Below are 13,389 nucleotides of genomic sequence, written 5' to 3'. Positions count from 1 at the left end.
GGGGCGGCGGGGGGGGGGGGGGGGGTGGGGGGGGGGGGGGGGGGGGGGGGGGGGGGGGGGGGGGCGGGGGGGGGGGGGGGGGGGGGGGGGGGCCGCCCCCCCCCCCCCCCCCCCCCCCGTGGTGGGGCGCCTCAGGCGCCGACGCGGATGCGGGCGAAGCCCGTCACCTTCACACCGGCACCGTCGAGCAGCTTGGTGATGGTCTGCTTGGGGTCCTTGGCGAACGGCTGCTCCAGCAGGACGTTGTCCTTGAAGTAGCTGTTCACGCGACCCTCGACGATCCTGGGCAGCGCGGCCTCGGGCTTCTTCTCCTCGCGCGCGGTCTCCTCGGCGATGCGGCGCTCGTTCTCCACCGTCTCGGCGGGCACCTCGTCACGGCTGAGGTAGATCGGCGACATGGCCGCCGCGTGCATGGCGATGTCGCGGCCGACCTCGTCGTTCGCCGAGTCCAGGCCGATGAGCACGCCGATGGTGGGCGGCAGGTCGCTGGCGGTCTTGTGCAGGTAGGAGGACACGTGAGCGCCCTCGACCCGGGCGACGCGGTTGACGACGATCTTCTCGCCGATGGTCGCGTTGGCCTCGTCGAGGACCTCCTGGACGGTCTTGCCGTCCATGTCGGAGGCCAGCAGGGCCTGCGCGTCGGCGGCACCCGTGGCCACCGCCTGCTGCAGGACGCGGTCGGCCAGCTCGATGAACCGCTCGCCCTTGGCGACGAAGTCCGTCTCGCAGTTGACCTCGACCAGCACGCCCACGCCGCCGTCGACGTGCGCGGCCACCAGGCCGTTGGAGGCGTCGCGGCCCTCGCGCTTGGTGACGCCCTTGAGGCCCTTGATGCGCAGCAGCTCGACGGCCTTGTCGAAGTCGCCCTCGGCCTCGACCAGGGCGTTCTTGCAGTCGAGCATGCCCGCGCCGGTCATCTCGCGCAGCTTCTTGACGTCAGCAGCGGTGTACGCAGCCATCGGTCCTTCTCCTCCTGGGTGTCGGGACGATCTCGAAGGGGTGGTCCGGACGCACGGACGCCCCGGGCCGCTTCCGGCCCGGGGCGTGCGCGGTCAGGCCTGGGTGGTGGCGCCGACCGTCTGCGAGGGGGCCTCGGCCTCGGCGGGCTCGTCGCCGGACGTGGCCACGGCCTCCGCGTCCTGACCGGTGGCGGCGGCAGCGGCAGCGGCCTCCGGACGGGTCGCGGCCTCGACGGTGGCGGTGGACTCGCTGCCGCCGGACTGGATGTTCTCGTTGCCGGCGAGCAGGTCCTGCTCCCAGGCGGCCAGCGGCTCGGCGTCGGTGGTCGAGCCGCCGCCGTGGCGGACCTGCAGGCCCTCGGCGACCGCGTCGGCGATGACCCGCGTCAGCAGGGTGACGGCGCGGATCGCGTCGTCGTTGCCGGGGATGCGGTAGTCGACGTCGTCCGGGTCGCAGTTGGAGTCCAGGATCGCCACGACCGGGATGTTGAGCTTCTTCGCCTCGTCGACGGCGAGGTGCTCCTTGTTGGTGTCCACGATCCACACCGCGGAGGGGACCTTCGCCATGTCGCGGATGCCGCCGAGGGTCTTGTCCAGCTTCTCCTTCTCCCGGCGCAGGACCAGGAGCTCCTTCTTCGTCAGGCCGGAACCGGCCACGTCGTCGAAGTCGACCTCCTCGAGCTCGCGCAGGCGCGCGATCCGCTTGGAGACGGTGGAGAAGTTGGTCAGCATGCCGCCGAGCCAGCGCTGGTTGACGTACGGCATGCCCACGCGGCGGGCCTGCTCGGCGATGGGCTCCTGCGCCTGCTTCTTCGTGCCGATGAACAGGATCGAGCCGCCGTGCGCGACGGTCTCCTTGACGAACTCGTAGGCGCGGTCGATGAAGGACAGCGACTGCTGAAGGTCGATGATGTAGATGCCGTTGCGCTCCGTGAACAGGAAGCGCTTCATCTTCGGGTTCCAGCGACGGGTCTGGTGCCCGAAGTGCACACCGGACTCGAGCAGCTGGCGCATCGTCACGACGGCCATGGGTGGTCCTCCTCGTGCCGGCCCCCGCGTCGGGGGCCGATCGGTTCTCCGCGGCGGACCGGTCGGCCCGTCGCGCCTGGCCCCCGGCGGCGCACCCCGACCGCCGGTGGACGGCGGACCGAGAGGGGTGGCTCCCTGCCACGTGCAGGACGCGGGGACGCGGTGTCACGTCGACCGTGATCGGCCGGAGCCGGGCGCGCACGACGTGCCCCCGTAGTCTACGGGTCGTGAGCACCACTCTCGACCGCGGTGGCGTCGTGCAGCGCATGCGGCGCTTCGGCCCCACGATCTTCGCCGAGATGTCGGCGCTCGCGCAGCGCACCGGGGCGGTCAACCTGGGGCAGGGCTTCCCCGACACCGACGGCCCCGCCTCGCTGCTGGCCGATGCCGCCGAGGCCATCCGCACCGGTCGCAACCAGTACCCGCCGGGCGTCGGGGCGCCCGAACTGCTGGAGGCCGTCGCCGAGCACCAGCACCGCTTCCACGGGCTGGAGCTGGACCCCGCCACGCAGGTCCTGGTGACCGCCGGCGCCACGGAGGGCATCGCAGCGGCCGTGCTGGCACTGGCCGAGCCCGGCGACGAGGTCGTGGTGCTGGAACCCACCTACGACTCCTACGCGGCCGTGATCGCCCTGGCCGGGGCGGTGCAGCGCTCGGTGGCGCTGCTGCCGGCCGCCGACGGCACGGGCCGCTTCGCGCTGGACCTCGACGGGCTGCGCGCGGCCTTCACCCCGCGCACCCGCCTGGTCCTGCTCAACACCCCCCACAACCCCACCGGCACGGTGCTCACCCCCGCCGAGCTGGCCTCGGTGGCCGCCCTGGCCGTCGAGCACGACGCCGTCGTCGTCACCGACGAGGTGTACGAGCACCTCGTCTTCGACGAGGCCCGGCACGTGCCCCTGGCCACCCTGCCGGGGATGGCCGAACGCACCCTGAGCGTCTCCTCGGCCGGCAAGACCTTCTCCGTCACCGGCTGGAAGGTCGGCTGGGTGAGCGGGCCGGCGCACCTGGTGGCGGCCGTGCGCACCGTGAAGCAGTTCCTCACCTACGTCAACGCCGCCCCCTTCCAGCCGGCCGTGGCCCGCGCGCTGGCCCTGGGGGACGACTTCTACCGCGACCTGGCCGCGGACCTGCAGCGCCGCCGCGACCTGCTGCGCGAAGGCCTGCTGGCCGCCGGCTTCGACGTGGGCACGCCCCGGGGGACCTACTTCGTCGTGGCCGACCCGCGCCCGCTCGGTCACGAGGACGGGACCGCCTTCTGCCGCGCCCTGCCGGAGCTGGCCGGGGTGGTGGGAGTGCCGGTCGCGGCCTTCTGCGCCGACGGCGGCCCGGCCGCCGGGGCGGCAGGGCCGCTCGTGCGCTTCACCTTCTGCAAGTCCGACGCCGTGCTCCTGGAGGCGTGCGAGCGGCTGCAGGCCCTGCGCCGGGGCTGAGCCGCTCGCCCGGGCACCGCGGGAGCAGCAGCACGGCACGGCGCGCCCCGTCCACAGGGCCGCCCTCGCCCCGCGGCGGCCGCCCCACCCCCGGTGGCACCGTCGCGGCGTGCCGTCCTCCACCGCCTCCGCGCTGTTCCTGGCCGGAGCGGGAGCCGCCGCCCTGGCGGTCCTCGCCCCGTCCGCGGGCCCCGCACCCCCCGGCCCGACCCCCGCCACCGCTGCGAGCGCCCCGGGACCGGTGCGAGGGGGCGCAGGTCCGTGGACGTGGCCGCTGGAGCCGCGCCCGGTGGTCCTGCGCGGCTACGACGACGTCGGCCGCTACGCGCCCGGCCACCGCGGGCTGGACCTGGCGGCGTCGCCGGGGCAGCAGGTGCTGGCGCCGGCAGCGGGCGCCGTGGTCTTCGCCGGGCCGGTGGCGGGCCGCGGGGTGGTGGTGCTGGAGCACGCCGGCGGGCTGCGCACCAGCTACGAGCCGGTCACGGCCTCCGCGCCGGTCGGCACGCGCCTGGAGCGCGGCGACGTCCTCGGCGCGCTCGCCGAGGTGGTGCACTGCGGGCAGGGCCCGTGCCTGCACCTGGGGCTGCGGCGCGATCAGGACTACCTCGACCCGCTGCCGCTCCTCGAGCCGGCACCGGCGCCGGTGCTGCTGCCGCTGGGCCGGCCGGCGTGAGCCGCCCGGGCGCCCCTCCCTCAGCCGGCGTCGCTGAGCTTGCCCCGCAGCTGCAGCACGGCCTTGGTGTGCATCTGGCAGATGCGCGACTCGGTGACCCCCAGCACCCGGCCGATCTCGGCGAGGGTGAGGCCCTCGTAGTAGTAGAGGGTGACGACGATCTTCTCCCGCTCGGGCAGCTGGTTGACGGCCCGGGCGAGCAGGAACTTCGTCTCCTCGCCCTCGAAGGCCGCGACGGGGTCCTCCGCCCTGGTGTCCTCCAGGGTGTCGACCAGGGAGAGCTTGTCGCCCTTCTCCCCCGAGACGCTGAGCAGCTCGTCCAGGGCCACCACGTTGACGTAGGAGACCTGGCTGAAGATGTGGTGCAGGTCGGACAGGGGGATGCCCATCCGCTCGGCCACCTCGGCCTCGGTGGGGGTGCGGTGCAGCTCCCCCTGGAGGGCGGCGTAGGTGCGTTCCACCTCGCGCGCCTTGCTGCGCACCGAGCGCGGGATCCAGTCGATGGCGCGCAGCTCGTCGATGATCGCGCCGCGGATCCGGGAGATCGCGTACGTCTCGAACTTGATCGCGCGCTCGATGTCGAACTTCTCGATGGCGTCGATGAGGCCGAAGATCCCGTAGGAGACGAGGTCGGCCTGCTCGATGTTCGGCGGCAGCCCGACACCCACCCGCCCGGCGACGTACTTGACCAGCGGCGAGTAGTGCATGATCAGCTTCTCGCGCACGAGCGCGTCGCCGTTGGCCTTGAACTCCTCCCACATCGCGCGCAGGCGCGCCTCGGCCTCCTCCTGCTCGGGGGTGGTCGGGCCCTTGCGGCTGGTGAAGCGGGCGTTGGCCTGGGGCCGCCCGGCGGCGCGGACCTCCTCGCGGGGGGTCTCCTGCACGCCGTCGTCGGTCACCACTCGGAGTCCGGGAGCCGCGCGCTCCGACGGCGCTGTCGTGGCGCTCTCGCGCCCCGATGGTGCGTCCACCGTGTCCTCCCCCCGGTGCGTCAGGCCCGCGGGTGAGCCTGACGGTGCGATCTCCGCAGCCGTTCGACGGAGACGTGCGTGTAGATCTGCGTCGTTGTCAGCGTAGCGTGACCGAGCAATTCCTGAACGCTACGAAGGTCGGCCCCGGCGTCGAGACACGTGAGTGGCCGCCGCGTGGCGCGGCCCGTGGAGAGGCCGGGGACGCCCCCGGTACCCGCGCGGCGGGCTCGCTCGCGGCTCCGGGCGGCTGTTCCACCTGGCCCGCGGTGAGCACGTGCGGCAGGGACGACGCACGGCGGGGTGCGCGCAGCCGCAGGCCCGCGTCCGCCGAGGATCGTCCGGTGCGGACGGCTCAGGCGGGGGAAGTCCGCGCCGCCGCCGCCGCCCGCCGCGCCGGCGTGGAGCGCGCGCGGTCCCCTGCCGCTCCCGCCAGCCAAGCGCGCAGGTCCACCGCGCAGGTCCACCAGGGACCGCAGGTCGAGGTCCAGGTGCCTGTCGTCGTCGGCGGGCAGGGTCGTCGTGAGCAGGTCGCGCACGTCGGGGCGGGAGGCGCGCACCGCGTGCTCCGAGCGGTTGCGCGCGACAGGGGCCGGTGCCGCGCGCACCGGCCGGGTCGTCCCCACCGGGCGCACGAGCGCCGACGTGCCAGGATGGCCGGCGTCCGCACGGCTCACCGCAGCAGGTGCACCGGCTGCGGGCCCGGGCGCGCACCCCGCGCCCGGACCGGACGGAACGCACGAGGGGCGAGGCAGTGGCGCAGCGGACGACGGTGGTCCTGACCGACGACGTGGACGGTGGCGAGGCGAGCGAGACCGTCCGTTTCGGCCTCGAGGGGACCCACTACGAGATCGACCTGAACGCCGGCAACGCCGAGAAGCTGCGGCGGGCGCTCAGCCTCTACGTCGAGCACGGCCGCCGCACCGGCGGTCGGCGCAGCACGGGGTCCTCCTCCGGGACCCCTGCGGGACCCTCGGCCCGCGCGCACGGTGACGCCGACGCCGTGGACGGCGCCGCGGTGCGCGCCTGGGCGAAGGAGAACGGCATCGAGGTCAGCGACCGCGGCCGCATCAAGTCCGAGGTCGTCGAGCGCTACAAGAAGGCCGTGGGCTGAGCCCCGGGGGGGGGGGGGGGGGGGGGGGGGGGCCCCCCCCCCCCCCCCCCCCCCCCCCGCCCCCCCCCCCCCCCCCCCCCCCCCCCCCCCCCCCCCCCCCCCCCCCCCCCGGCGCCGGTCGCCGGCCACCCTCGAGGGGCGGCCGCCGCGAGGTTCAGTCGCCCTTGACGTTGACCACCTGGCGCAGCACGTGGCGGACCTCGACGAGGTCCGCCGCATCGGCCATGACGACGTCGACGTCCTTGTACGCGCCGGGGTGCTCGTCGAGGAAGGCGTCGGTGTCGCGGTACTCGATCCCGGCCATCGCCTCGCGCAGTTGCTCACGGGTGAACCGCTTGCGCGCAGCCGTGCGGCTGAACTCGCGCCCCGCACCGTGCGGGGAGGAGTTCAACGACTCCCGGTTCCCCCTGCCGACCACGACGTAGCTGGCCGTCCCCATCGACCCCGGGATGAGCCCGGCCCGCCCCGCGGACGCGTCGATGGCCCCCTTGCGGGACAACCACACCGCCCGCCCGTAGTGCTCCTCGCGGCTGGTGTAGTTGTGGTGGCAGTTGATCCGCTCCCGCTCCCGCACCGGTTCGCCGAGGAACTCCCCGAGGCGGGCGGCGACGCGGTCCATCATCTCCTCGCGGTTGAGCAGGGCGAAGTGCTGCGCCCAGTACAGGTCCGCCAGGTAGGCGTCGAACTCCTCGGTGCCCTCCACGAGGTGGGCGAGGTCGGCGTCGGGGAGGTCGAGCCCCTCGCGGCGGGCGCGCTCGCGGGCGACGGCGATGTGGTGCACCGCCAGCTTGTTGCCCGGACCGCGCGAGCCCGAGTGCAGGAACAGCCAGACGGCCGCCTCCTCGTCGACGGACACCTCGATGAAGTGGTTGCCCGAGCCCAGGGATCCCAGCGCGAGCCGCCAGCGCGGCACGAGTTCCTCGCGGAAGGCGGCCCGCTCGGGCTCCAGGGCCTCCAGCTCGGCCACGCGCGGGGCGGCGCTGGCGCTGACCCCGCGGTTGGCCGCACCGGCCGAGAGCGGCACGCTGCGCTCGATCGAGACCCGCAGCGCGGACAGGTCCCGTCCGCGCAGGTCGGCCTCGGAGAACTGCGTGCGCACGGCGATCATGCCGCAGCCGATGTCGACACCCACCGCCGACGGGACGATCGCCCCGTCGGTGGGGATCACCGACCCGACCGTCGCCCCCTTGCCGAGGTGCGCGTCGGGCATCAGGGCCACGTGCGGGTGGATGAACGGCAGGCTCGCGGTGGCCAGCGCCTGCCGGCGGGTGCCCTCGTCCAGGATCGAGGCCCAGTTCAACAGCTTGTCGCCCAGCTTCTCCACATCCTGCCCCTCCTCCGCTCCGGTGATCCCACCGGTTGCACTGCAACGTCTCTCGTCGCAGGCACGAGGGCCGACGGTAGGCGTTCCGCACCCCTCCGGCCCACTGGATTCCCCTGGTGCTGCCTACCCGCCGCCGCGGGCCGGCAACCGGCGTTCACCGCGGCGGGGCACCCAAGCGCCAGCCGCTCCCCTCGCGCACGGCGGTCCCGGCCAGTTCCAGGCGCCCCAGCACCGCGTGGACCGTGGCGGCCTCGAGCCCCGCCGCCCGGGCGACCCGCTCCGTCGCCCACGCGCTGCGCCGCGGCAGCGACTCGGCGACTCGCAGCTCCTCAGGCCCCAACCCGTCGAAGGGACGGCGCTCCACGTCGGGGGGTGCGGGCACCGGCGCGGCCCCGACCGGGGCGAGCAGCTCGGCGGCCTCGTCGGCGGTGGTGACGCAGACCGCCCCGCGCTCGCGCAGCAGGCGGTGGCAGCCTGCGGAGGCTGCGGAGGTCACCGGACCGGGCACGGCCCCCACGGGGCGCAGCAGCCGCTCGGCGCGGTCGGCGGTCGACAGCGCCCCCGAGCGCCAGGCGGCCTCCACCACCACCGTGCCGAGGGTGGCGGCGGCGATGAGGCGGTTGCGCTCCAGGAACCGCCACCGAGTGGGCGAAGCGCCGCACGGCACCTCGCTGACCAGCGCGCCCTGCCGGGCCAGGCGCCCCAGCAGGGCGGCGTTGCCGGCCGGGTAGACGCGGTCGACCCCACCGGCCAGGACCGCCACGCTCGTGCCGTCGACGGCCAGCGCGGCGCGGTGCGCGGCAGCGTCGATGCCGAAGGCCCCGCCGCTGACGACGCCGAAGCCGCGCTCGGCCAGGCCGGCGGCGATCTCGGAGGTGACGTGCTCGCCGTAGGCCGTGCTGGCGCGGGAGCCGACGACCGCAGCTCCCCGGCGCACCGCCTCGGCCAGGTGCGCGGTGCCGCGGACCCACAGGGCCAGCGGTGCACCCATCGGGCGGTCGGTGCCGGCGGGGTGGGCCAGGGCGTCCACCCCCGTGGGCCACTCGTCGTCGCCGGGCACGACCAGCCGACCGCCGACCGCGCGGGCGTGCGCGAGGTCCGCGGCCGGGTCGGTGTCCTCCAGCCGGGTCTGCCAGCGCCGCGGGCCGCGACCGGTGACGACCGCCTCAAGGGCCAGGACGGCACCGACCTCGGCGACCAGGGCGGCCGCCGCCGCGTCGCCCGGCTCGGCGAGCCGGCTCCACGCCGCACGGGCGAGCCGCTCGTCGTCGAGGGCGGGGCGCAGCGCAGCCGGCACCCGGCGCACGGGCGGCAGGCCCGGGGATCCGGCCGGCGCGGACCCGGGGGCGCTCACGCCGCCGCTCCGGCCAGTGCCCCGCCCACCCCGCGCAGCGCGAGCGCCCGCCCGACGTCGTCGCGTCCGGGGGTGTCCGCCCCGCGCAGGTCGGCGACGGTCCACGCCACGCGCAGGACGCGGTCCACCCCCCGCAGCGTCAGCGCCCCGCGCTCCATGGCCCGGTCGAGGTCCGCGGTCACCGCGGGCGGCAGGCGCAGCGGGCCCCGCAGCAGCGGTCCGCGCAGCTCGCCGTTGCACCGAGCGCCGTGCGGGCGAAGACGCTCCTCGGCGAGGGCACGGGCGGCCCGGACGCGGGCGGCGACCACGGCGGTGCTCTCCGGCGCCGACGCCTCGGCCACCTGCGCGCGGGTGACCGCCCGCACGTCCACGCGAACGTCGACGCGGTCCAGCAGGGGACCGGACAGCTTCGCCGCGTAGCGCCGCCGCGACTGCGGGGTGCAGGTGCAGTCCAGCGCCCTGCCGAGGGCGCGCCCGCACGGGCAGGGGTTGGCGGCCAGGACCAGCTGGAAGCGCGCGGGGTAGCGGGCCGCACCGCGGGCCCGATGCAGGACCAGCTCGCCGTGCTCCAGCGGCTGGCGCAGCGCTTCCAGGACGCGGCTCTCGAACTCCGGCGCCTCGTCGAGGAAGAGCACGCCGCGGTGGGCGCGGGAGACGGCGCCGGGGCGCGGCACCCCGGTACCGCCACCGACGACGGAGGCCACGGAGGCGGTGTGGTGGGGGTCCTCGTAGGGGGGACGGGTGATCAGGGCGGGCGTCCCGGGGCGGGCGCGAAGAGCGCCGGCGATCGAGTGCACCGCCGTCACCTCCAGCGCGGCCTCCTCGTCCAGGTCGGGCAGCAGGCCGGGCAAGCGGGCGGCCAGCATCGTCTTGCCGGCCCCGGGAGGCCCGCTCATGAGCAGGTGGTGGGCGCCGGCGGCGGCGACCTCGAGGGCGAAGCGCGCCTCGGCCTGCCCGACGACGTCGGCCAGGTCCGGCACGGGCCGTGCGGCGGGCGGGACGGGCGCCGGCGCGGCGGGCGGGTCCGGCAGCTCGCCGCAGGGCTCACCGCGGTAGTCGGCCACGAGCTCGGCCAGCCAGCGGACCCCGCGCACCCGCACGCCCGGCACCAGCGCGGCCTCCTCGGCGGTGGCGGCGGGCACCACGACGGTGCGGACCCCGGCCCGGGCGGCGGCCAGCACCGCCGGCAGCACGCCGTCCACGGCGCGCACGCTGCCGTCCAGGCCCAGCTCGCCCAGGTGCACGGCACCGGCCGAGGCCTCGGCGGGGAGCACACCGGCGGCGGTGAGCGCGGCCACCGCCACGGCCAGGTCGAACGAGGAACCGGACTTCGGCAGCGTGGCCGGGGACAGGTTCACCGTGATGCGCTGCAGCGGCAGGGCGAAGCCGGAGTTGGCCGTCGCCGCCCGCACCCGGTCCTTCGCCTCGTGCAGGGAGGCGTCCGGGAGGCCGACGAGCACGAACGCCGGCAGCCCTCCGGAGATGTCCGCCTCCACCTCCACCAGGTGCCCCTGCAGGCCGACCAGGCCGACGGCGAGGGAGCGGGCCAGCGCCATCAGGACACCCCGCGCAGGTGCTGCACGAGCGGGGCCCCCCGCGCGGGCAGCGTCACCGCCACCACGTCCAGGCGCACGCCCGCGGGGCGCAGCCCGGGGTGGGCGCTGAGCCACTCCCCCGCCAGCCGCCGCAGCCGTGCGACCTTCGCCGGTGTCACCGCCTCCACCGCGGCACCCGCCCGGGTGCTGCGGCGTGTCTTGACCTCGCACACGACCAGGCACCGCCCGTCGCGGGCCACGATGTCGATCTCCCCGGCGCGGCAGCGCCAGTTGGTCTCCAGCACCGTCATCCCGGCCTCGCCGAGCCTGCGGGCCGCCAGCCGTTCGCCGTACCGGCCGACCTCGTCCTTCGCGCGCACGCGCACCACCTCCGGTGCGCACCCTCGCCCCGGCGCCGGCGCGGGCGGGCGCCGTCCACAGCGGGGCGATCAGGACGCGACGGGCACCCGGCTGTGGAGAGCCCGGCGCGTCAGCGCTCGCGCAGCTGCGGGGTGTCGGGGACCTCGATGTCGCGCTTCTGCAGCTCCTCGACGTTGACGTCCTTGAACGTCACGACCCGCACGTCGCGCACGAAGCGCGCCGGGCGGTAGACGTCCCAGACCCAGGCGTCGTGCAGGTTCAGCTCGAAGTACGTCTCGCCGTCACCGGTGCGCACCTGGAGGTCCACCGAGTTGGCCAGGTAGAAGCGCCTCTCCGTCTCGACGACGTAGGAGAAGAGCGACACGACGTCCCGGTACTCCCGGTAGAGCTGCAGCTCCATCTCGGTCTCGTAGTTCTCGAGGTCCTCGGCGCTCACGGCACCATCATGCCCCCCGCGCCCCGCGACCGGGACCGGGACCGACCGGCGGCTGCAGCGTGTCGGCCGCCCGGGCGCCGCGCGGGGCGGGGGGCAGCGCTGCGGCGGGGAGCCGCCAGCTGAGCCGGTGCTGCGAGCACCGCCCGTGCTCGGCGACGGCGGCGAGGTGCTCCGGCGCGCCGTAGCCCTTGTTGGCCGCCCAGCCGTAGTGCGGGTGCTCCTCGTGCCTCCGCGCCATCAGGGCGTCGCGCGCCGTCTTGGCCAGGACGCTGGCGCCTGCCACGGCGGCGCAGGTGGTGTCGGCCTTGACGCGGGTGGTCACCGGCGGTGCGGCGCAGGGCAGGACCGGCTCGCCGAGGCCCGGCAGGGCCTGCCCAGGCGGGTCGCTGAGCCAGTCGTGGCTGCCGTCGAGCAGGACCGCGGCGGGCGGCTCGGCCAGCTGCGCCAGCGCACGCCGACCCGCCAGGCGCAGGGCCGCGGTGATGCCGAGCGCGTCGATCTCCGCGGGTTCGGCGTGACCCACGGCCCACGCCGCGGCCCAGTCGCGCAGCGCCGGCACGAGCGCCTCGCGGGCGGCGGGGGTGAGCAGCTTGGAGTCGCGCAGGCCCCGGGGCGCGGCGGGCGTGTGCGGGCCGACGACCAGGACGCCGACGCTCACCGGCCCGGCCAGCGCACCGCGGCCCACCTCGTCCACCCCTGCCACCAGCCCGTGCCCGGCCCGCAGCAGGGAGCGCTCCACCCGCAGGGTGGGGGCGGCGGTGGGGCTCACCCGACCCCCGAGCGGCCGGGGACACCGTCGAAGGCGCCGGGCGTGCCCAGCCAGTCGGCGTGCGACAGCGGCCACACGACCGCGTAGGCGCGGCCCACCACGTCCTCCAGGGGCACGAACCCGTCGTGCTCCTTGTCGCGGTTGTAGCGGGAGTCGGCCGACTCGGCGCGGTTGTCGCCCATGACCCACAAGCCGTCCTCGGGGACGGTGACGTCGAAGGGGTCGAGGCTCGGGTCGGCGTCCGGGTAGAGGTAGGCGGTCTCGTCGACCGGCACGTCGTTGACGGTGACCCGGCCCCGGGCGTCGCAGCAGACGACGTGGTCGCCGGGCAGCCCGACGACGCGCTTGATGAGGTGCTCGTCGGAGTCCTCCGGCAGCAGCCCCACGAAGGTGAGGACGTCCGCGACGACGGCGCCCAGCGGACTGCGCTCCGGCTCGGGGGTGTCGGCCAGCCAGCCGCCGGGGTCGGCGAAGACGACGACGTCGCCGCGGTGCAGCTCGAACGGGCCCGGGGTGAGCTTGCTGACCACGACGCGGTCGCCGATGTCGAGGGTGCGCTCCATCGACTGCGAGGGGATGTAGAAGGCCTGCAGCAGGAAGGTCTTCACGACCAGGGAGATGACCAGGGCCACCGCGACGACGAGGACGGTCTCGCGCACGGCGGCCAGGACGCCGCCGCGCGGGCGCGCGGGCGGAGCGGACCCCGGCCGGCCGGCGGGCTGCTCGCGCGCGTCGTTGCCGGCGCTCACTCGTCGGCCCCCCGGGTGACGGTGCCGATCTCGGACGGCGGCCAGCTGACGGCCACGACGCGACCCACGAGGTCCTCCAGGGCGATGGTGCCCCCACCGGGGGCGGCGAGGTGGGAACGGGAGTCCACGGACTCGCTGCGGTGGTCGCCCATCACCCACACCCTGCCCGGGGGGACCTCGATGTCGAACTCGACGTCGCTGGCCGTGTCGCCGGGGTGCAGGTAGGGCTCCTCGAGGGGCTCGCCGTCGACGAGCAGGCGGCCCCGGGGGTCGCAGCAGGTGATGCGCTCGCCGGGCAGGCCGACGACGCGCTTGACGTAGTCGCTCTCGCCGGGGTGGAAGCCGAGCAGGCCGCCGACGGCGGCGCCGAGGGCGGCCAGGCCCTCCGGCTCGGCCGGGGAGGGGGCGAAGGTCCCCGTGCCGTCGAAGACGACGACGTCACCGCGGTGGACGTCCTGCGCACCCACCCGCCAGACCAGCACGCGCTGGCCCGGCTCCAGGGTGGGGCTCATGGAGTCGGAGGGGATGGAGAAGGTCTGCACCACGAAGCTGCGCAGGAGCAGCGCCACCAGGAGCGCCAGGGCCAGCACGGTGACGGCGCGCGCGCCCCGGGAGCTGCGCGAGCCCGTGCGCGGGGCCGGCGTCGGGCGGGTGGTCGTCACGGT

The 13,389-nt window shown here is 75.9% G+C and carries 14 protein-coding genes and 1 pseudogene; 3 read left to right on the top strand and 12 right to left on the bottom strand.

The annotated features are described in order from the left end of the window. Positions 1-131: 131 nt before the first annotated feature. Together tsf and rpsB are read right to left on the bottom strand one after the other, a co-directional pair. Entirely contained in the window at positions 132-959 is an 828-nt protein-coding gene (tsf, locus tag ACRYR8_RS15480; RefSeq protein ID WP_432485445.1) for a translation elongation factor Ts, read from the bottom strand. Positions 960-1,052: 93 nt separating this feature from the next. Next, a complete protein-coding gene (gene rpsB, locus ACRYR8_RS15475) occupies positions 1,053-1,988 on the bottom strand; it encodes a 30S ribosomal protein S2 (protein WP_432485443.1) in 936 nt (311 codons plus the stop codon). A gap of 266 nt (positions 1,989-2,254) precedes the next feature. On the opposite strand from rpsB, the gene ACRYR8_RS15470 reads away from it, so the two are divergent. Both ACRYR8_RS15470 and ACRYR8_RS15465 read left to right on the top strand, forming a co-directional pair. After that, positions 2,255-3,421: a pyridoxal phosphate-dependent aminotransferase gene (locus tag ACRYR8_RS15470; RefSeq protein WP_432485449.1), complete on the top strand. Its 1,167-nt coding sequence runs from the start codon at positions 2,255-2,257 to the stop codon at positions 3,419-3,421. A gap of 109 nt (positions 3,422-3,530) precedes the next feature. Then, positions 3,531-4,094, top strand: coding sequence for a murein hydrolase activator EnvC family protein (locus tag ACRYR8_RS15465; protein ID WP_432485441.1), 564 nt, complete (start codon positions 3,531-3,533; stop codon positions 4,092-4,094). 20 nt (positions 4,095-4,114) lie between these two features. On the opposite strand, the gene whiG is transcribed toward ACRYR8_RS15465, so the two are convergent. Further along, on the bottom strand, positions 4,115-4,996 hold the full coding sequence (whiG, locus tag ACRYR8_RS15460; RefSeq protein ID WP_432485439.1) for an RNA polymerase sigma factor WhiG: 882 nt from the start codon (positions 4,994-4,996) through the stop codon (positions 4,115-4,117). Between the two features lie 89 nt (positions 4,997-5,085). Continuing rightward, positions 5,086-5,254, bottom strand: a pseudogene (locus ACRYR8_RS15455) (tyrosine-type recombinase/integrase); the annotation flags it as partial. A 562-nt stretch (positions 5,255-5,816) separates the two neighbouring features. Here ACRYR8_RS15455 and ACRYR8_RS15450 point away from each other — a divergent pair. Then, positions 5,817-6,176 (top strand): histone-like nucleoid-structuring protein Lsr2, encoded by a 360-nt coding sequence (locus ACRYR8_RS15450; protein ID WP_432485437.1) that lies wholly within the window; start codon positions 5,817-5,819, stop codon positions 6,174-6,176. 154 nt (positions 6,177-6,330) lie between these two features. Here the strand turns inward: ACRYR8_RS15450 and ACRYR8_RS15445 are convergent, their stop codons facing one another. The 8 genes from ACRYR8_RS15445 to lepB (ACRYR8_RS15410) form a co-directional block, all read right to left on the bottom strand. Next, a complete protein-coding gene (locus ACRYR8_RS15445) occupies positions 6,331-7,500 on the bottom strand; it encodes an RtcB family protein (protein WP_432485435.1) in 1,170 nt (389 codons plus the stop codon). A 154-nt stretch (positions 7,501-7,654) separates the two neighbouring features. Then, positions 7,655-8,854, bottom strand: a complete 1,200-nt coding sequence (gene dprA / locus ACRYR8_RS15440; RefSeq protein ID WP_432485433.1) for a DNA-processing protein DprA — start codon at positions 8,852-8,854, stop codon at positions 7,655-7,657. Further along, on the bottom strand, positions 8,851-10,410 hold the full coding sequence (locus tag ACRYR8_RS15435; protein WP_432485431.1) for a YifB family Mg chelatase-like AAA ATPase: 1,560 nt from the start codon (positions 10,408-10,410) through the stop codon (positions 8,851-8,853). Before ACRYR8_RS15435 ends, dprA begins: the two co-directional genes overlap by 4 nt. Further along, positions 10,410-10,778, bottom strand: coding sequence for a YraN family protein (locus tag ACRYR8_RS15430; protein WP_432485429.1), 369 nt, complete (start codon positions 10,776-10,778; stop codon positions 10,410-10,412). Before ACRYR8_RS15430 ends, ACRYR8_RS15435 begins: the two co-directional genes overlap by 1 nt. A gap of 101 nt (positions 10,779-10,879) precedes the next feature. Beyond that, positions 10,880-11,206 (bottom strand): DUF2469 domain-containing protein, encoded by a 327-nt coding sequence (locus ACRYR8_RS15425; RefSeq protein ID WP_242129558.1) that lies wholly within the window; start codon positions 11,204-11,206, stop codon positions 10,880-10,882. Positions 11,207-11,213: 7 nt separating this feature from the next. Further along, on the bottom strand, positions 11,214-11,975 hold the full coding sequence (locus ACRYR8_RS15420; protein ID WP_432485427.1) for a ribonuclease HII: 762 nt from the start codon (positions 11,973-11,975) through the stop codon (positions 11,214-11,216). Next, positions 11,972-12,724 (bottom strand): signal peptidase I, encoded by a 753-nt coding sequence (lepB, locus tag ACRYR8_RS15415; RefSeq protein WP_432485425.1) that lies wholly within the window; start codon positions 12,722-12,724, stop codon positions 11,972-11,974. Before lepB (ACRYR8_RS15415) ends, ACRYR8_RS15420 begins: the two co-directional genes overlap by 4 nt. Continuing rightward, the gene (gene lepB, locus ACRYR8_RS15410; protein WP_432485423.1) at positions 12,721-13,386 is read right to left on the bottom strand and encodes a signal peptidase I; all 666 of its coding nucleotides are present in this window, start codon (positions 13,384-13,386) and stop codon (positions 12,721-12,723) included. Before lepB (ACRYR8_RS15410) ends, lepB (ACRYR8_RS15415) begins: the two co-directional genes overlap by 4 nt. Positions 13,387-13,389 lie beyond the last annotated feature (3 nt).

It is taken from the genome of Kineococcus esterisolvens (assembly GCF_050871405.1).
In the GTDB taxonomy this organism is placed as follows: Bacteria; Actinomycetota; Actinomycetes; order Actinomycetales; family Kineococcaceae; genus Kineococcus.
The sequence above is the reverse complement of the archived record's forward strand: the minus strand, read 5'-3'. Positions and strand labels throughout refer to the sequence as shown.

Bases quoted from the DNA above. Each gene is read 5' to 3' on its own strand.
- ACRYR8_RS15435 (WP_432485431.1), bottom strand. From the start codon at position 10,410: ATGGCGCTGGCCCGCTCCCTCGCCGTCGGCCTGGTCGGCCTGCAGGGG.
- rpsB (WP_432485443.1), bottom strand. From the start codon at position 1,988: ATGGCCGTCGTGACGATGCGCCAGCTGCTCGAGTCCGGTGTGCACTTC.
- tsf (WP_432485445.1), bottom strand. From the start codon at position 959: ATGGCTGCGTACACCGCTGCTGACGTCAAGAAGCTGCGCGAGATGACC.
- ACRYR8_RS15470 (WP_432485449.1), top strand. From the start codon at position 2,255: ATGCGGCGCTTCGGCCCCACGATCTTCGCCGAGATGTCGGCGCTCGCG.